The following is a 17,490-nucleotide window of genomic DNA, read 5'->3' on the forward strand; positions in this document are numbered from 1 at the left end:
AGCGGCTGCTAAGCTTTCGCCGGTGCGGGCACCGGCGTGATCGGCGCCAGCGGCACGTTGGCCTTCTTGGCGAGCTGATAGGCGTCCCGCGCCTGGATGCGTTCGAGATAGGGCTTTGCGTTGTCGCAGATACCAACGCCGTACAAGATGGCCCAATCCAGGCATGTCGTCAGCAGGATGTCGGCGCTGGTGAACTTGTCGCCCATCAGGAATTGCCTGCCATCGCCAAGCGCGACCTCGACATGGCGTAACTGCTGGCGAAAGTACTCGCCGGCCTGGGCGACGACTTCGGGCGCAATTCCGTAGATCGGCCCGAGCGCGTCAGCCCGATGCCGGCGCATCACGTAAAGGCTGGTTGAATCCAGCTCGGCGACGATAAAGAAGCACCATTCCAGCCACGCCGCATAGTCGCGCGGAGCTTCCGGAATCAGCGAGCGTTCCTTGGTCGAATACATCCGCGACAGGTAGGCCACGATCGCGGCGCTCTCGCCGATGGCGAAGTCGCCATCCTGCAGCAGCGGCACCTTCTGGCGCGGGTTGAGTTTGGTGTATTCGGCGGTCTTGGTCTCGCCGGTGCGCGGTCCGATCGGCTTTGTCGTATAGGCGAGGCCGAGTTCGTGCATGGCCCAATGCGGACGAATCGTGCGGCTGGTTCCGACGCCCCACAAGGTGAGGTCAGGTGCTGCGCTCATGTTACCACTTCTCCACGGACGGGCGCAGATCGAGCTCGTGGGTCCAGCCGTCGCGGCTCTGCTGGTGGGCGAACCAGTAGGCCTCGGCGATGGAGGAGGTCTTGGTCAGGCTGTCGGCGGGAATGTCGCTGGCCTCGATGCCCTTGGCGGCCTTCATGCGCTGATGGATCGCCGCGCTGTCGACGCCGGCGTCGATCAGGAGGTGCACGACGTGAATGTTCTTCGGCCCCAGTTCGCGCGCCATCGCCTGCGCCACCGCGCGCAAACCGAACTTCGCCGACGAGAACGCCGCAAATCCCTTGCCCCCGCGTACGCTGGCGGTCGCACCCGTAAAGAAGATGGTGCCGCGTCCGCGCGGCAGCATCACGCGCGCGGCTTCGCGCCCGACCAGGAAGCCGCCGAAGCAGGCGAGTTCCCAGGCCTTGAAGAAAAGCTTCTCGGTGGTGTCGAGCAGTGACTTGTTGACGTTCGAGCCGGCGTTATAGAGGCAGACTTCGATCGGCCCGATGTTGCTTTCGACATCGGCAAACAGCTTCTGCACTTCGGCTTCCTGACGGGCATCGACGCTGAAAGCATGGATCTTGTGACCCGCGGCCGTGAGCTCGTCCACTAGCCCCTGGGACTTGGCGGCATCGCGCCTGCAGATGCAGACGGTATAGCCGCCGGTGGCAAACCGCCGCGCGACCGCCGCGCCGATAGCGTCGCCCGCGCCCACCAATATCGCCACGCCACGGCTCTCCGCCATTCTGTCCCTCCATTGTAAGTTCTTATTTGGTACTATATTCGTAGCGGCTGGTGGCCTCCTTGTAAATGCGGTTTTCAAAATTCCGAGTATTGCGATACAAGCATAGTTGTTCCTTTCCGAGAGGGGCGTATCGAAATAGAGATTGACACGTTCCAAAAAAGAACTCTAACTGCACATCGAATATGTGCGCCGCACAGGCGGCCTACAAATGGTCGGGAGGTCAGTCGTGGCGAAGCTTTCAGAAACGATCAGCCTCGACGAGATCATTGTCGACTTGCCGCGCCGCATCCATGACGCGCCGGCAAGACAGGTTGCAAAAGCGCCGGATCGGATCGCGCTGGTCGAGGACGGCGCTTTCTGGACCTACGGCGAATTGAATCAGCGCGTCACTGAAACCGCCACCGTGCTGTCGTCGCTGGGAATCCGGCCCGGCGACCGCATGATCATCGTCAGCGAGAACTGTATCGCGCTGGCGGCCTTGCTGCTGGCGGCGAGCAAACTCGACGCCTGGGCCATCGTTGCCAATCCGAGGCTGTCGGCGCGTGAACTCGACCAGATCCGCGGCCACAGCGGCGCCCGCAGGATGTTGTTCACCTCTGGCATTTCGAAGGAAGCGGCGGCGCATGCCGCGCGCTATGGCGCCGAGCGGCGACAGGTGGGTCCGCTTGCCGAGATCGGCGTCGGCCCGCTCAACGAGAGCGCCGCCGTCGAGCCTGTCGTGGCCGATCCCGCCAAACAGGTTGCGGTCCTGATCTACACATCAGGGACGACGGGAACGCCGAAGGGCGTGATGCTGTCGCATGGCAATCTCCTGATCAGCGCCAGGACCACCGCGCATTTCCGCAAGATGACCGAGGGTGACAAGATCTATCTGGTCCTGCCGATCTCCCACATCGTCGGCATCTCGCTCCTGATCATGACGCTGATGGTCGGCGGCACGGTGCGGATGGTCAGCAAGTACGATCCGGCCGCGACCGCAAAAGCGATCGCGGAGGAGGGCGTGACCATCCTCAACGGTGTGCCCGCCACGTACCAGCGTCTGCTGGAATACAAGAGTATATCCGGCGCGCAGCAGTTCGCCCGCGGAAAGCTGCGCCTGATTGCGGTGGCCGGTGCACCGCTCGACCTGAACCTAAAGTCGCGCGTGGAGCAGGAATTCGGTCTGCCGCTGCTTAACGGCTACGGCATCACCGAATGTTCGCCGGGAATCGCTGGCGTGCGTTTCGACGCTCCGCGCGCCGATCAGGCCGTCGGCACGCTGCTGCCGGGCGTCGAGGCCCGGGTGCGAACGATCGACGGCATTCCGACGACGCGCGGCGAGGTCGGTGAACTGCACGTCCGCGGCCGCAACGTGATGCTCGGCTACTATCGGGCCCCGGAGCTGACCGCTAAAGTGATCGACAGCGAGGGCTGGTTCAATACCGGCGACCTTGCGCGCTTCGATGGCGACTGCCTCTACATCGTAGGCCGCACCAAGGAAATGATCATCCGTTCCGGCTTCAACGTCTATCCGGCCGAAATCGAGGCGGTGCTCAGCTCGCACAAAGATGTCGTGCAATCAGCGGTCGTCGGCCGCGCCGCCGATGGCAACGAGGAGGTTGTCGCCTTTGTACAGCTATTGCCGGGGTCGTGTACGACGCGGGACGATCTGATGGAATTCGTCCGATGTCAGCTCACTTCCTACAAACGGCCGTCTGAAATCATCGTCCTCGATGCCCTGCCGGCCACCTCGACCGGCAAGATCCTCAAGCACAAGCTCGCGGAGTCGCTGGCCGGTGAAGCCGCCTTGGCGCCGGCAACATATCTAACCTGACCGGGAGAACATCTTGCAGAAGAGAAACGCAACCGTGGCCGTGATCGGCGCCGGCGACTATATCGGCGGTGAGATCGCCAAGAAGTTCGCCGCCGAAGGTTTTACGGTGTTCGCCGGACGCCGGAATGGCGGCAAGCTCGAACCGCTCGTCCAGGAGATCGAAAAGGCGGGCGGCGAAATTCATGGCCGCTCGCTCGACGCGCGCAAGGAGGAGGAGATCGTCTCCTTCCTCAACGACGCCGACAAGCACGCGCCGCTCGAAGTCTGCATCTTCAACATCGGCGCCAACGTCAACTTCCCGATTCTGGATACGACCGAGCGCGTGTTCCGCAAGGTCTGGGAAATGGCCTGCTATTCCGGCTTCCTCGCCGGCCGCGAGGCGGCGCGGTTGATGCTGCCGCGCGGCAAGGGCAACATCTTCTTCACGGGAGCAACCGCGAGCCTGCGCGGCGGCACCGGATATGCGGCGTTTGCCAGCGCGAAGTTCGGCCTGCGCGCCGTGGCGCAAGCAACCGCGCGCGAACTTGGCCCGAAGAATATTCACGTGGCCCATCTCATCATCGATTCCGGCGTCGATACCGAATGGGTGCGGCAGCGGCGGATCGAAGCGCTCGGCCCCAATGCGCTCGATGATCCCGATCTCTTGATGCCGCCATCATCGGTCGCGGAATCCTATTGGCTGCTCTATCAGCAGCCCAAGAGCGCCTGGACGTTCGAGCTGGAGATTCGCCCGTTCGGCGAGAAGTGGTAGCGGGAGCGTCTGGCAATGGAGCTCAACCTTTCCAGCGAGGAGGCTGCGTTTCGCGACGAGGTGCGCGCCTTCATCGCGGAAAACTATCCGGCGGAGATGCGCGTTCCCAATCCGGAGACCGACCTTTCCAAGGAGCAGATGCTGCTCTGGCACCGGATCCTGCATAAGAAGGGCTGGATCGCGCCGCTCTGGCCTAAGGAATACGGCGGACCCGGCTGGTCGATCACCGAGCGTTTCATCTTCGAGCAGGAGACCTCCCGGGCCGGAACGCTGCCGCCGCTGGCGTTCAGCGTCACCATGGTCGGGCCTGTTATCTATACTTTCGGCAACGAGAAGCAGAAGCAGAAGTTTTTGCCGCGAATCCTCTCGGGCGAGGATTGGTGGTGCCAGGGCTATTCGGAGCCGGGATCCGGCTCCGACCTTGCGTCGCTCCGCACGAAGGCCGTGCGAGACGGCAACCACTACATCGTCAACGGGCACAAGACCTGGACCACGTTGGCTCAGCATGCCGACTGGATCTTCTGCCTGGTGCGGACCGATCCATCGGCCAAGGCGCAGTCCGGCATCTCGTTCCTGCTGATCGACATGAAATCCCCCGGTGTCACCGTGCGGCCCATCATCACCATCGATGGCTCGCATGAAGTGAATGACGTCTTCTTCGAAGACGTGCATGTTCCTGCGGAAAACCTGATCGGCGAGGAAAACAAAGGCTGGACCTACGCAAAGTTTCTGCTCGGCAACGAGCGCACCAGCATGGCCGGGATCGGCCGCTCGACGCGTTACCTGGAACGTCTCAAGCGCATCGTGAAGACCGAGGTCAGTGAGGACGACCCGGTGTTCGCGGAGTTCACCAAGGAAATCGCGCGCGTCGAGCTCGATGTGCTGGCCCTGGAGGCCACTGAACTTCGGATCGTCGCGCAAATGGCGCGCGGCATCGATCCGGGACCGGCGGCGTCGCTGTTCAAGATCCGCGGCACCGAAATCTTCCAGCGCATTACCGACCTGACGCATCAGGCGATCGGCAACTACGGCCTCGCTATCCGCGAACATCCCGTTAGTGCCAACCGCTTCATGCCGGGGCCTGACTACGGACACACGGCATCGGAGAAATATCTGAACTCCCGCAAGCTCAGCATTTACGGGGGATCGAACGAAATCCAGCGCAACATCATTGCCAAAGTCGTTCTCGGTCTCTGACCACATCGCACGGGGCATCGGATGGACATCCAGTTGACAGAAGAACAGGAACTGCTTCGGTCGAGCATTCAGCGCTTCCTGCGCGAGCAGTACGATTTCGACGAGCGCCGTAAGATCGTTGCGACCGACGAAGGCTGGAGCCGCAAGCACTGGAGCGCCTTTGCCGAGCTTGGCCTGTGCGCGGCGCCGTTTCAGGAGAGTTCCGGCGGTCTTGGCGGCGGCTCGCTGGCGACCATGATCGTGATGCAGGAGTTCGGCCGCAGCCTGGTGGTCGAACCCTATTTTGAGACCGTCGTGCTCGCGGGCGGCCTGATCGAAGAGGCCGGTTCTTCCGAACAGCGGCAGGCATTCCTGCGCGAGATCATGGACGGCAGCGCGATTTGGACGTTGGCTTGGGCCGAGGGAAAGTCGCGTTATGACTTCAACAACGTCGCGACGACGGCGCAACGCGAGGGCGATGATTTCGTTCTTAATGGGGCAAAGGCGGCGGTCATCGGCGCGCCATGGGCCGACAGACTGATCGTCTCGGCGCGCACCTCCGGCGGCCCGCGGGACCGCGCCGGCGTCAGCTTGTTCGTCATCGATCGCCATTCGCCCAATCTGCATTTGCAGAGCTTCAAGACCATCGACGGCCGGCGCGCCGCCGAACTGACGCTTGGGGATGTCCGGGTGCCGGCCAGCCAGATGCTGGGCGCCGAAGGCGAAGGTGTCGCCGTACTCGAAGCCTGCCGCGACCGCGCGATCGCGGCGCTCTGCGCGGAAGCGGTCGGGGCGATGTCGGTGCTGAATTCGACCACGCTCGAATACAGCAAGGTGCGCAAGCAGTTCGGCACGGCGCTTGGGACGTTTCAGGTGTTGCAGCATCGCATGGTCGACATGTTCATCGCTCTGGAAGAGTCGGTCTCGCTCACGCAGCACCTCAATTTGAGCCTGGCGGCGCGGGAGCCGAACGGATCGAAGCTGGCGTCCGGCGCCAAGTCGAAGGTCGGCTACGCCGCGCGCTTCATCGCGGAGCAGGCCGTGCAACTGCACGGCGGCATGGGGATGAGTGACGAACTCGACGTCGGCCACTACTTCAAGCGGATCAGCTCCATCAACATCCAGTTCGGCGACCCTGCCTATCATCTGATGCGATACGCGCAGCAGAGCTGAAGTTCATTTGGGGCGGCAATCAAACTGTCGTATCCAACGAAAGGAATAGCGATGACTGAAGCTGTGATCGTCTCGACCGCCCGCACCCCGATCGGCAAGGCCTACAAGGGCGCGCTCAACCACACCGAGGGCGCTACCCTGTTGGGACATGCGATCTCGGCGGGCCGTGTCGCGCGCGAAGATTGAGGGCGCGGAAGTTGAGGATGTAGTGATGGGCTGCGCCATGCAGCAGGGCACGACAGGCACCAACATCGCCCGCAAGGCGCTGTTGCGCGCCGGGTTGCCGGTCGGTGTCGCCGGCACGACCATCGATCGCCAATGCGCGTCGGGCCTGCAGGCGATTGCGCTGGCGGCGCGGTCGGTGATTTTAGACGGCGTCGAAGTCGCTGTTGGCGGCGGCGGCGAGTCGATCAGCCTGGTGCAGAACAACCAGATGAACATGTTTCACGCGGTCGATCCCGAACTGCTCGCCATGAAGGGCGACGCCTACATGGCGATGCTGGATACGGCCGAGATCGTCGCCAAGCGTTATGACATCTCGCGCGAGCGCCAGGACGAATACAGCCTCGAAAGCCAGCGCCGCACGGCGTCGGCGCAGCAGGGCGGTCGTTTCAACGACGAACTCGCGCCGATCAAGACGACGATGGCCGTCACCGACAAGGCGACCGGTGCGGTATCCTACCGCGAAGTCACGCTGTCGACCGACGAGGGTCCGCGCCCCGACACGACCGCCGACGGCCTCGCCAACGTCAAGCCGGCCAAGGGAGCGGGCTTCACCATCACCGGTGGCAATGCCAGCCAGCTCTCCGACGGCGCCAGCGCCGCCGTCATCATGAGCGACAAACTGGCGACGCGGAAGGGCTTGAAGCCGCTCGGCATCTTCCGCGGCTTTGTCGCGGCGGGCTGCGAGCCGGACGAGATGGGCGTGGGACCGGTTTATGCCGTGCCGAGGCTGCTCAAGCGTCACGGGCTCAAGATCGACGATATCGATCTCTGGGAGTTGAACGAGGCCTTTGCGGTGCAGGTGATCTATTGCCGCGACAAGCTCGGCATCGACCCCGAGAAGCTCAACGTCAACGGCGGCTCGATCGCGGTCGGCCATCCCTATGGGATGACCGGCGCGCGGCTGACCGGTCACGCCCTGATCGAAGGACGCCGGCGCAAGGCCAAATACGCCGTCGTGCGTGGGCGGCGGCATGGGCGCTGCCGGTCTTCTCGAGATTGTCCACTGACGCATAACAATCGGCCCTTTAAAACCGTAGCGGAGGCATGCGTGAAGACAGCGATTACCGAGATGTTCGGGATCGAACATCCGATCATCCAGGGCGGAATGCACTATGTGGGGTTCGCCGAGCTCGCTGCCGCCGTGTCGAACGCCGGCGGGCTGGGCGTCATCACCGGCCTGACGCAGCGGACGCCGGAGCTGTTGGCCAAGGAGATCGCGCGTTGCCGCGACATGACCGACCGACCGTTCGGCGTGAACCTGACGTTTCTGCCGACCTTCACCGCGCCGCCTTATCCGGAATATATCGCGGCCATCCGGGAGGGCGGCGTAAAAGTGGTCGAAACCGCCGGCCGCAGCCCGGAGCAGTATATGCCGGCGCTGAAGGCGGGCGGTATCAAGGTGATCCACAAATGCACCTCGGTCCGCCATTCGCTGAAGGCCGAGGCGATCGGCTGCGATGCCGTCAGCGTCGACGGTTTCGAATGCGGCGGTCATCCCGGCGAGGACGACATGCCCAACATGATCCTGTTGCCGCGTGCGGCCGAGGAGTTGAAGATTCCGTTCGTTGCCTCCGGCGGCATGGCGGACGCCCGCAGCCTGGTCGCGGCGCTGGCGATGGGTGCGGCCGGCATGAACATGGGCACGCGCTTTATCGCCACCAAGGAAGCGCCGGTGCACGAGAACGTCAAGAACGCGCTGCTCAAGGCAACTGAGCTCGACACCCGCCTGGTGATGCGCGGACTCCGGAATACCGAGCGCGTGCTGAACAACAAGGGCGTCGAGCAATTGCTCGAGATCGAACGCGAGAAGGGCAGGAACCTCAAGATCGACGACATCCATGATCACGTGGCGGGCGTCTACCCGAAGGTGATGATCGACGGCGACATGGATGCCGGCGCCTGGAGCTGCGGCATGGTCGCGGGCCTCATCCACGACATCCCGACCGTCAAGGAATTGGTCGATCGCATCATGGCCGACGCCGAGCGGATCATCCGTCAGCGCCTGACCGGCTTCCTCGACGGTGTCGAGCACCGGCCGGCGGTCCGGGCGATTGCGTGAGTGGAAGGGGTCGGCAGCAAGCCTGACCTGGTCGGCGAGCGGCGCGATCTCCGCCGCTCGCCGAGCTATTTGACCGACGTCCGATCAGTGGACGTTACGCTCGATCGCAATCGCGGTGGCTTCACCGCCGCCGATGCAGAGCGCAGCGACACCGCGCTTGAGGTTCTGCGCTTCCAGCGCATGCAGCAGTGTCACGATCAGGCGGGCGCCGGTGGCGCCGATGGGATGGCCGAGCGCGCAGGCGCCGCCATTTATGTTGAGCTTGTCGCGGGGAATTCCGAGATCCTTCTGCGCCGCCATCGCCACCACGGCAAAGGCCTCGTTGATCTCGAACAGGTCGACGTCGCCGACGGTCCAGCCGACCTTGTCGAGCAGCTTGCGGATCGCCGGGATCGGCGCCGTGGTGAACCATTGCGGCTCCTGGCTGTGGGTGGCATGGCCCTTGATCTCGGCCAGCACCGGCAGGCCGTCGCGATCGGCCAGCGAGCGCTTGGCCAGGATCAGCGCGGCGGCGCCGTCGGCATTGGCGGAGGAGGCGGCCGGCGTGATGGTGCCGTTGGCGCGGAACGCGGCTTTCAATCCGGGAATCTTGGCCGGGTCCACCTTCAGCGGATGTTCGTCGTTGGCGATGATGCGCGGCCCGGCTTTTTCGGCAAGCGTAATCGGCGCAATCTCGGCCTTGAACGCGCCGCCCTCGACCGCCTTGCGGGCGCGCGTCAGCGTCTCCATCGCATAGGTGTCCTGGTCGGCGCGGGTGAACTGATAGGCCTCCGCGGTCGCTTCGCCGAAATCGCCCATCGAGCGGCCGGTCTCATAAGCGTCTTCCAATCCGTCCATCATCATGTGGTCGATGATGCGATCGTGACCGGCGCGGTAACCGCCACGGGCCTTCGCCAGCAGATAAGGGGCATTGCTCATGCTCTCCATGCCGCCGGACAGCACGATATTGGCCGAGCCGGCATTGATGATGTCGTGGGCGAGCATGGTCGCCTTCATGCCGGAACCGCAGACCTTGTTGATGGTGGTGGCGCCGGTGGCATCCGGCAGCTTGGCACCGCGGGCGGCCTGGCGGGCCGGCGCCTGACCCTGTCCTGCGGGCAACACATTGCCCATGAAGACTTCGTCGATGCGCTCGGGCGCGAGCCTGGCCCGTTCCAGCGCCGCGCCGATCACGTGGGAGCCGAGCTTGTGGGCGGCAAGGGGCGACAACTCGCCCATGAAGCGGCCGAGCGGCGTGCGCGCGGCGGAAACGATGACGACGGGATCGGAAGCGGTGGCCATGGCGAACTCTCCTGCTGATAGAGGTTGTTATATGACGATAGTCATATAAGATGCCCGGCAATGCAACAAAGAGCGCCGCAACCACTGGGCAATGCGGTTCCGGAATGGCTGGGAGGACATGGTGACCGGCTCGTGCAGCCGATCCCCCCGAGATATTGCACGGAGTGGCAATGCGATACGAAGAGGACCACAGGCGTCAAACCCACAACCGGATCGTTGAGAGCGCCTCCTATGGCTTGCGCGAGACGGGCGCCAAGGGATTGAGCGTCGTCGACTTGATGAAGCTCGCTGGCCTGACGCATGGCGGATTCTACAATCATTTCAATTCACGCGCCGCGCTGGTCGGTGAGGCCATCGCCTTTGCCATGGACCAGATGACGGCGCGGTGGAGAAAGCTGGCGCAGAAGAGGGGCAGCGGCCGCAGTTTCGAGGCGTTGATCGCAGATTATCTCAGCCTCCGGCATCGCGATAATCCGAGATACGGCTGCGCACTTCCGACGCTTGCCGTCGATGTCGCGCGCTTCGACGCGGAGGAGCAGTGCGCCTTCGCGGCCAAGCTGGAGGAGATGATCGAGGTCTTTGCGGAACTGGTTCCCGATCAGCCGTCGCGACAAGGCCCGCCAGATCGCAACCGGTGCGATTGCGACCATGGTCGGGTCGATCGTGCTGTCTCGCGCCGTTGGCGATGGGAAGTTTTCCGACCGTATCCTCGATGCCGGACGCAAGACCGCCGGCGGCCGAATTTGGAAACGCTGACGAACGGCAACGAAGGCGACGCTGCAAGAAATCATGACGCAAGGGAGGTCACCATGACGGCCGGCAAGTGGCTCAAGACCGCCTGCAACCTGTGTTACATCAATTGCGGGATCGAGGTGCTGGTGAATGACGGACGCCTGGAGAAAGTGCGGGGCGATCGTTCGAGCCCGAAGTCGCAGGGCTATCTCTGCAACAAAGCGTCCCGGATTCCTTATTACGCGCATCACAGGGACAGGCTCACGAGCCCGCTGCGCCGTCGCGCTGATGGCGGTTTCGATGAAATCGGGTGGGATGTGGCGATCGCCGAGATCGCCGCGCGGCTGCGCGATGTCGTCGACCAATACGGCGGCAAGAGCATCGCCTTGTATGGCGGGGGCGGGCAGGGCAACCACGCCGGCGGCGCCTATGGAAGCGGGTTACTGCGCGCGCTGGGTTCGCGCAGCACTTTCAACGCGCTTTCACAGGAAAAGACCGGCGACTTCTGGGTCAACGGCCATATGTTCGGCAGCCAGACCTGCCACACCGCCGAAGACGTGCATCATTGCGATCTCCTGCTGGTGATCGGCGCCAATCCCTGGATCGCGCACGGCTTCCCCAATGCGCGCGACCATTTGAATCAGATCCGCAAGGATCCCGCACGCAAGCTGATCGTGATCGATCCCCGGCGAACCGAGACCGCCGAAATGGCGAACCTGCATCTGTCGGTGCGTCCAGGGGCGGATGCGTTCCTTCTCGGCGCCCTGCTGGCGACGCTGGTTCGTTCCGACCGGATCGACCGTGCCTTCATTGACGAGCACACGATTGGATTTCCGGAGGTCCGGCAGGCGCTGCTGAATATTCCGGTCGAAGCATGGGCTGCCGCCGCCGATATCCCGGTTGCTGACATCGAGCGTTGCGCGGCGATGATCGCGGCGGCCAAGGCCATGGTGGTCCGGGTCGAGCTTGGCATCCAGCAGGGCACCAACTCGACGCTGAATTCCTATCTGGAAAAGCTGCTGATCATGCTGTCCGGGAGTTTCGGCCGCAAGGGCACCAACCAGTTGCATAGCTGGCTGCAGCCGCTTTGGGGCAATTCGCCGAACCAGACGTTCGCGCCGACCGGCGATGTGATCATCGGCGGCCTGTTGCCGCCGAACATTTTCCCCGAAGCCGTGCTCAAGGACCATCCCGACCGGCTACGCTGTGCTGGATCGACAGTTCCAACCCGGCCAACACCGCCGCAAATACCGAAGCCGTGGAGCAGGCGCTGCGCGCGCTCGACCTGTGCGTGGTCGTCGACGTTGCGATGACCGAGACCGCGCGGCTCGCGCATTACGTTCTGCCGGCGTCCTCGCAGTTCGAGAAGACTGAATTCACGCTGTTCAATTTCGAATTCCCCACCAACTATTTTCACGTTCGCGCCGGCGTGTTGCCGCCGCTGGCTGGCACCTTGCCGGAGCCGGAGATCTATACACGGCTTGCGGTTGCGCTGGGACTGCTGCCGGGCGACAACGTGCTCGGCCCCCTGCGGGAAGCGGCGCGACGGTCCCGCACGGAATTTGCTGCAGCGTTTCGTGCGTTCATGGGAGAAAACCCTTCCGCTGTCGCGGTCGGCGCCCTCGTGCTCTACCATACGCTCGGGCAAACGCTGCCGGATGGCACGGCGGCCGCAGCTCCCTTGTGGAACGCGGCGCTGGCTTGCGCCAAGCGATCGCCGCAGGCGGTGCGGCGGGCGATCGGCGCGTCCGACGAGGTCGCGGATCATCAGCTCGGCGATCTCCTGTTCGACACCATCGTCGCCGCCCGGCAGGGCGCCGCGGTCACCCGTCACGACTATGACGAGGTCTGGACGCTGATCGGTTATTCCGATCGCAAAATTCGCCTTGTCGTTCCGCAGATGCTGGAATGGCTGGCGCGTCTCGATCCGCAGGCCGCCGACGCGCCGAAGGAGTTCCCGTTCATGCTGGCGGCCGGTGGCCGCCGCATGTTCAACGCCAACCAGATTTTTCGCGATCCGGCGTGGCGTCGCGACGATCCGGACGGAGCCATGCTGATCAACTCGAACGATCTCGACGCGTTGGGCGCAAAGGACGGCGACTGGATCGCGGTCGAGTCCTCCGTCGGCCGGCTGGTCGTCCGCTGCAAGGTCGACGACGCCATGCGGAATGGTCAACTGGCGCTGCCACACGGCTACGGCCAGGCTTACCCCGCGCCGGACGGCGAGCGTCTCGTCAATGGGCCGCGCATCAATCTGCTCACCGAAAGCGGTAACCGCGATCCGATCGCGGGAACGCCGTATCACAAGAACGTCGCGGTTCGTCTGGCGCTGGTGCCGGCGCACGAGGCGGCCGCCCATCAGTCGCAGTCCGAGCGTATTCACATGAGCGCCCCGGCAAACTAGCTTTTTATTTGACGCGTTTTCTTCACGCGAACCGGTATCCATTTCGCTCGAAAACGCTCTAGCCGAAGGATGCTTAAATGACCGACAAGCCAATCGCCGTTGTGACCGGGGTGGGGCCAGGCACGGGCATTGCCATCGTCAAACGCTTCTCCGCCGGCGGGTTTCGGGTCGTGGGCCTGGCGCGTTCACCCGAACTGATCAATCGCCTGTCGCAGGAGCCTACTGATGTGCACGCGATGACCTGCGACGTCTCCGACGAAAATCAGGTGCGCAGCGTGGTTGCCGACGTCAAGCGCCGCTTCGGCGCGGCCGAGGTGCTGATCCACAACGCCGTCGGCGGCGGTTGGGGGAGCTTTCGCGAGATCGACCCGAAGATGCTGAAGGGCAATTTCGAGGTCAACGTGATGGGTCTGCTGTACCTGGCACGCGAACTGGCGCCCGACATGATCGATCGCGGCAAGGGCGCGATCCTGGTCACCGGCAACACCTCGTCGATCCGCGGCAAAGCCAATTTCGCCGGCTTCGCACCCACCAAGGCGGCGCAGCGCATTCTGGCCGAGTCGATCGCCCGAGACGTCGGGCCGCTCGGCGTCCACGTCTCCTATGTCCTCATCGACGCCGTGATCGACACGCCGCGGATGCGGGCGCGGCTGAGCGACAAGCCCGACGACTTCTTCATCAAGCCTGCTGCCATCGCCGACGAACTGTTTCATCTCTATGGCCAGGACCGGTCGGCCTGGTCGTTCCTCAGCGAATTGCGGCCGTTCGGCGAGAACTGGTAACGCGCGCGAAATGTGAGAGGTCAGCCATGACGGATGGGTCAATCCCGGTCGATACGGGGACGGACGAGCTGCTGTGCGAGATCCGGGATCGCGTCGCCGTGATCACCTTGAATCGCCCGGGCGCACGCAACTCGTTGTCCGATCACCTGACGCCGGCACTCCGGCGGATGATCAAGCGTAACGGCGACGATCCCGAGGTTGGCGCGCTGCTGATCACCGGGGCGGGCACCGCGTTCTGTTCGGGAGGCGACGTCAAGGGAATGGGCGGCAACACGGCCGCACCGCCGATGTCGTTCGACGACAAAGTGGCGCGTTTGCGGGAACGTCAGCGCACCCTGACCGGCGTCCTTGTCTCAGTGCGCAAGCCCACGATAGCGGCGTTGCCGGGGCCGGCAGCCGGCGCCGGGCTTGCGATCGCACTCGCCTGCGACATCCGGATCGCCGCCGAGTCCACCATCATGACGACCGGCTACGCCAGGCTCGCGCTCACCGGCGATTATGGGATCTCGTGGCTGTTGACTCGGTTGGCCGGAACGGCGCGCGCCCGCGAATTGATGTTCCTGTCGGAACGGATCGATGCGCGCCGTGCCGAAGGATTGGGGCTGATCAATCGCGTGGTGCCCGATGCTGAACTGCGAGGTGAAGCTTTCGCCGTTGCCAAGACGTTGGCGAACGGTCCGTCGAGCACCTATGCTTCGATGAAGGACAGCCTCAATCTCGCGCTGTCGGCCGACTTCCTGACGTCGCTCGATCAGGAGGCCGAGAAGATGGTCGCCGCCGCCGGCACCGCGCAGCATGCCGAAGCGGTGCGGGCCTTCATGGAGAAGCGCGCGCCCAATTACCGGTGAAATCCTTCGCACCCAGGGAAGCAACATGACGCAATCCAGCGAGACCTCCGGAGAGGTCGCCCTTATTGTCGGCGGCGGGCCGGGCATCAGTTCCAGTTGCGCCCGGTTGTTTGCCGAATCCGGCATGCGTGTCGCCGTCGCGGCCAGGAATCCGGACAAACCGGTTCTTGCGACACTCGAAAAGGCGCATGGCGTGCGCCGGTATGCCTGTGATGCCAGCGATCCGGCCGCTGTCGCCAAGCTTTTTGCCGATGTCGCAAAGGATCTGGGGACGCCGCGGCTGGTGGTGCACAACATCGACGGCCGCGTTCCCGGCATATTCCGCAAGAATATCCTCGAAGCCGATGCGGCAATGGCGCTCGAAACGGTACGAAATTCGGCATTCTCCGCGTTTCTGACCGGCCAGCAGGCGGCGCGTCACATGCTTGGCAATGAGCCCGACGCCAACGGCGTGCGGGGAACGATCGTGTTCACCAACGCCAGCGCGTCGCTCAAAGGCTATCCGTCGAGCGGCGCTTTCGCGATGGCCTGTCATGCCAAGTCCGGACTGGCGCAGAGTATGGCGAGGGAATTGATGCCGCAGGGTATTCATGTCGCCAACGTGCCGATCGATGCCGCGATCGGCTGGACCCAGGAAGACGGCAGCCGTGCGCACCGGTTGGCGGGGACCGCGGTCGAGGACAACATGGCCGACCCCGACCACATCGCCAAAACCTATCTGCAACTGCATCGCCAGCACCGGTCGACCTGGGCCTTCGAGGTCGTGCTGCGGCCTTGGGTCGAAAAATGGTGAGGCGCATGCTCGCGGTTCCATCAAGGGAATCGCGACGGCGTCGTTCTCAATAGCAAAGTTCGTGCTGCGCACATGACGTGGCCGGTGATGCCGGCCTCGGCAGGCGACGCGCGTTGACCGATGCGACGGCGTGTCGCGACGCGCTGCGTGCCCTTGCGAGCCGCATCTCCCTGATTTCTGCGAACGATTCCCGCTCTAGCCATATCATGCTAAATCAGAATGGATGTTTCTAAGAAAAAAATCTGCGTCTAATAATGCCGTGATATTTCGAATCTCGTGACAGTTCAAGTTTAGAACTGTCTACTTCGAGATCGACGGAGATGAGGGGATTGACCTGTCCGTCTCAAAGGGGGCCGCACAGCGCTTCCGAAAAACAACACGCCGGGAGGATGGCATGAGGAGCGTGGACGACATCACTGCGGCCGAACTGTTGGACGGCTTGCCGTCCCGCGTGCACGAGGTCTACGCGCCGTTCGTGCGGGGCATGCCGGATCATCCGGCGTTCGTGGAAGACGGGCGTTCGTGAAGCTACCGGCAGTTCGCGGACGCCGTCGACGCCGCGGCCAAGGATCTTGCCGATCTCGGCATCAGGCCGGGCGATCGCGTGATCATTGCAAGCGAGAACAGTGTGGCGCTGGGCGCGGTGCTGTTCGCGGCGAGCAAGCTTGATGCATGGGGCATCCCCGTCAATCCGCGCCTGTCGGCCCGAGAGATCGACCAGATCGCGACGCATAGCGGCGCCAGGCGGGTGCTGTTCAATGCGCCGCTGTCAAAGGAAGCCGCCGATCACGCCGGCCGCGTCGGCGCCACGATCCGCGCTGTCGGGCCCTTTGACGGAGTCGGCGTCGGTCCGCTCAACGCGGGTGCCAAGCCGGAACCAGTCGAGAAGGACGGCGCACGCCAGGTCGCGGGGCTGCTGTACACGTCGGGCACCACGGGTACGCCGAAGGGCGTGATGCTGAGCCACACCAATTTGCTGTTCGCCGCAAGGACCTCAGGAATCCTCCGTGAGAGCGGCCCGGGCGACCGCGTCTACGGCGTGCTGCCGATGTCGCATATCGTCGGCTATTCGATCCTCTTGATCGCAACGCTGATGCACGGCAGCACGCTGTATGTCGTTGCCAAGGCGGACCCTGCTGCGCTGGCCCATGCCATCGCCGAGCAGGGGATCACCAATCTGTTTGGGGTGCCCGCCACCTATCAGCGCCTGCTCGAACACAAGTCGGTCAAAGGCATCGAGAAGCTCCAATGCGGGAATCTGAAGAACATCGCCGTCGCCGGCGCGCCGCTCGATCTCGATCTGAAGCAGCGGATCGAGGACGAGTTCGGAATCCCGCTGCTGAATAATTACGGCATCACCGAATGCTCGCCGGGCCTGTCGGGTGTCCGGTCGCAACGTCCCGTCGCGGACGAGTCGGTCGGACCGTTTCTTCCCGGCATCGAGCACCGGATCGTGGATGTCAACGGCAAGCAAGTTGCGACCGGTGACGTCGGCGAACTGCACGTCCGCGGCCCCAACGTGATGCTCGGCTATTACCGCGCGGCCGACCTGACCGCGGCAGCGATCGACCGCGAGGGATGGTTCAACACCGGCGATCTCGCCCGGGTGAACGGCGAAGGCCATCTTTACATCGCCGGCCGCACCAAGGAGCTAATCATCCGCTCCGGCTTCAACGTCTACCCGGCCGAGGTGGAGGCGGTGCTGAGTTCGCACAAGCAGGTCGTCCAGACCGCCGTGGTCGGACGCCCAGTTGACGGCAACGAGGAGGTCGTTGCTTTCGTGCAGCTCCTTCCCGGCGCCAGCGTCAGTTCCGAGGAGCTGAAGGCATATGCGGCCGGGCAGCTTACTTCCTACAAGCGTCCGACCGAGCTGATCGTGCTCGACGCGCTGCCGGCCGCGTCCACCGGCAAGATCCTCAAGCACAGACTGCGCGAGATGGCGATCGAACGGACCGCTGCCAAGTCGTCCATCGCGGCGGTTGCCGGTTGAGTTCGAACACATGCTGATGCGCGACG

Annotated in this window: 15 protein-coding genes and 2 pseudogenes; 14 read left to right on the forward strand and 3 right to left on the reverse strand. The window is 63.7% G+C overall.

Annotated elements, in window-relative coordinates; translation table 11 throughout:
• Nucleotides 1–8: 8 nt before the first annotated feature.
• Both ABIF91_RS28635 and ABIF91_RS28640 read right to left on the reverse strand, forming a co-directional pair.
• On the reverse strand, nt 9–692 hold the full coding sequence (locus ABIF91_RS28635) for a glutathione S-transferase family protein (RefSeq protein ID WP_028179908.1): 684 nt from the start codon (nt 690–692) through the stop codon (nt 9–11).
• 1 nt (nt 693) lies between these two features.
• Nucleotides 694–1,437: an SDR family NAD(P)-dependent oxidoreductase gene (locus tag ABIF91_RS28640; protein WP_028179909.1), complete on the reverse strand. Its 744-nt coding sequence runs from the start codon at nt 1,435–1,437 to the stop codon at nt 694–696.
• 226 nt (nt 1,438–1,663) lie between these two features.
• On the opposite strand from ABIF91_RS28640, the gene ABIF91_RS28645 reads away from it, so the two are divergent.
• From ABIF91_RS28645 to ABIF91_RS28670, 6 genes and pseudogenes are all read left to right on the forward strand, one after another.
• Nucleotides 1,664–3,250 (forward strand): class I adenylate-forming enzyme family protein, encoded by a 1,587-nt coding sequence (locus tag ABIF91_RS28645; RefSeq protein ID WP_424579519.1) that lies wholly within the window; start codon nt 1,664–1,666, stop codon nt 3,248–3,250.
• 13 nt (nt 3,251–3,263) lie between these two features.
• Nucleotides 3,264–4,001 (forward strand): SDR family oxidoreductase, encoded by a 738-nt coding sequence (locus ABIF91_RS28650; protein ID WP_028179911.1) that lies wholly within the window; start codon nt 3,264–3,266, stop codon nt 3,999–4,001.
• Nucleotides 4,002–4,016: 15 nt separating this feature from the next.
• Complete coding sequence (locus tag ABIF91_RS28655) at nt 4,017–5,198, forward strand: acyl-CoA dehydrogenase family protein (protein WP_028179912.1); 1,182 nt, start codon at nt 4,017–4,019, stop codon at nt 5,196–5,198.
• Nucleotides 5,199–5,219: 21 nt separating this feature from the next.
• Nucleotides 5,220–6,350: an acyl-CoA dehydrogenase family protein gene (locus tag ABIF91_RS28660; RefSeq protein ID WP_028179913.1), complete on the forward strand. Its 1,131-nt coding sequence runs from the start codon at nt 5,220–5,222 to the stop codon at nt 6,348–6,350.
• 51 nt (nt 6,351–6,401) lie between these two features.
• Nucleotides 6,402–7,582: pseudogene (locus ABIF91_RS28665) on the forward strand (acetyl-CoA C-acyltransferase).
• 41 nt (nt 7,583–7,623) lie between these two features.
• Complete coding sequence (locus ABIF91_RS28670; protein ID WP_028179914.1) at nt 7,624–8,634, forward strand: NAD(P)H-dependent flavin oxidoreductase; 1,011 nt, start codon at nt 7,624–7,626, stop codon at nt 8,632–8,634.
• Between the two features lie 84 nt (nt 8,635–8,718).
• Here ABIF91_RS28670 and ABIF91_RS28675 read toward each other — a convergent pair whose 3' ends face one another.
• Nucleotides 8,719–9,915, reverse strand: coding sequence for an acetyl-CoA C-acyltransferase (locus ABIF91_RS28675; protein WP_028179915.1), 1,197 nt, complete (start codon nt 9,913–9,915; stop codon nt 8,719–8,721).
• Between the two features lie 170 nt (nt 9,916–10,085).
• Between ABIF91_RS28675 and ABIF91_RS28680 the strand changes: the two genes are divergently transcribed.
• From ABIF91_RS28680 to ABIF91_RS28715, 8 genes and pseudogenes are all read left to right on the forward strand, one after another.
• Complete coding sequence (locus ABIF91_RS28680; RefSeq protein WP_284280034.1) at nt 10,086–11,960, forward strand: molybdopterin-dependent oxidoreductase; 1,875 nt, start codon at nt 10,086–10,088, stop codon at nt 11,958–11,960.
• Nucleotides 11,906–13,051 (forward strand): molybdopterin dinucleotide binding domain-containing protein, encoded by a 1,146-nt coding sequence (locus ABIF91_RS28685; RefSeq protein ID WP_245285472.1) that lies wholly within the window; start codon nt 11,906–11,908, stop codon nt 13,049–13,051. Before ABIF91_RS28680 ends, ABIF91_RS28685 begins: the two co-directional genes overlap by 55 nt.
• A gap of 77 nt (nt 13,052–13,128) precedes the next feature.
• Nucleotides 13,129–13,833, forward strand: a complete 705-nt coding sequence (locus tag ABIF91_RS28690; RefSeq protein WP_028179916.1) for an SDR family NAD(P)-dependent oxidoreductase — start codon at nt 13,129–13,131, stop codon at nt 13,831–13,833.
• 26 nt (nt 13,834–13,859) lie between these two features.
• The gene (locus tag ABIF91_RS28695; protein WP_028179917.1) at nt 13,860–14,681 is read left to right on the forward strand and encodes an enoyl-CoA hydratase-related protein; all 822 of its coding nucleotides are present in this window, start codon (nt 13,860–13,862) and stop codon (nt 14,679–14,681) included.
• A gap of 25 nt (nt 14,682–14,706) precedes the next feature.
• On the forward strand, nt 14,707–15,474 hold the full coding sequence (locus tag ABIF91_RS28700; protein WP_028179918.1) for an SDR family oxidoreductase: 768 nt from the start codon (nt 14,707–14,709) through the stop codon (nt 15,472–15,474).
• Between the two features lie 394 nt (nt 15,475–15,868).
• A complete protein-coding gene (locus tag ABIF91_RS28705; protein ID WP_283805402.1) occupies nt 15,869–16,000 on the forward strand; it encodes a hypothetical protein in 132 nt (43 codons plus the stop codon).
• 12 nt (nt 16,001–16,012) lie between these two features.
• Nucleotides 16,013–16,999 (forward strand): annotated as a pseudogene (locus tag ABIF91_RS28710) (AMP-binding protein); the annotation flags it as partial.
• Nucleotides 16,997–17,464: a class I adenylate-forming enzyme family protein gene (locus ABIF91_RS28715; protein WP_348522410.1), complete on the forward strand. Its 468-nt coding sequence runs from the start codon at nt 16,997–16,999 to the stop codon at nt 17,462–17,464. The pseudogene ABIF91_RS28710 and the gene ABIF91_RS28715, both read left to right, overlap by 3 nt.
• Nucleotides 17,465–17,490: the final 26 nt, after the last annotated feature.

The organism is Bradyrhizobium sp. USDA 241 (genome assembly GCF_049739505.1).
GTDB classification, from domain to species: domain Bacteria; phylum Pseudomonadota; class Alphaproteobacteria; order Rhizobiales; family Xanthobacteraceae; genus Bradyrhizobium; species Bradyrhizobium liaoningense.

Bases quoted from the DNA above. Each gene is read 5' to 3' on its own strand.
- ABIF91_RS28635 (WP_028179908.1), bottom strand. From the start codon at position 692: ATGAGCGCAGCACCTGACCTCACCTTGTGGGGCGTCGGAACCAGCCGC.
- ABIF91_RS28675 (WP_028179915.1), bottom strand. From the start codon at position 9,915: ATGGCCACCGCTTCCGATCCCGTCGTCATCGTTTCCGCCGCGCGCACG.
- ABIF91_RS28715 (WP_348522410.1), top strand. From the start codon at position 16,997: ATGCTCGGCTATTACCGCGCGGCCGACCTGACCGCGGCAGCGATCGAC.
- ABIF91_RS28680 (WP_284280034.1), top strand. From the start codon at position 10,086: ATGCGATACGAAGAGGACCACAGGCGTCAAACCCACAACCGGATCGTT.
- ABIF91_RS28640 (WP_028179909.1), bottom strand. From the start codon at position 1,437: ATGGCGGAGAGCCGTGGCGTGGCGATATTGGTGGGCGCGGGCGACGCT.
- ABIF91_RS28705 (WP_283805402.1), top strand. From the start codon at position 15,869: ATGAGGAGCGTGGACGACATCACTGCGGCCGAACTGTTGGACGGCTTG.
- ABIF91_RS28695 (WP_028179917.1), top strand. From the start codon at position 13,860: ATGACGGATGGGTCAATCCCGGTCGATACGGGGACGGACGAGCTGCTG.
- ABIF91_RS28690 (WP_028179916.1), top strand. From the start codon at position 13,129: ATGACCGACAAGCCAATCGCCGTTGTGACCGGGGTGGGGCCAGGCACG.
- ABIF91_RS28660 (WP_028179913.1), top strand. From the start codon at position 5,220: ATGGACATCCAGTTGACAGAAGAACAGGAACTGCTTCGGTCGAGCATT.
- ABIF91_RS28700 (WP_028179918.1), top strand. From the start codon at position 14,707: ATGACGCAATCCAGCGAGACCTCCGGAGAGGTCGCCCTTATTGTCGGC.
- ABIF91_RS28655 (WP_028179912.1), top strand. From the start codon at position 4,017: ATGGAGCTCAACCTTTCCAGCGAGGAGGCTGCGTTTCGCGACGAGGTG.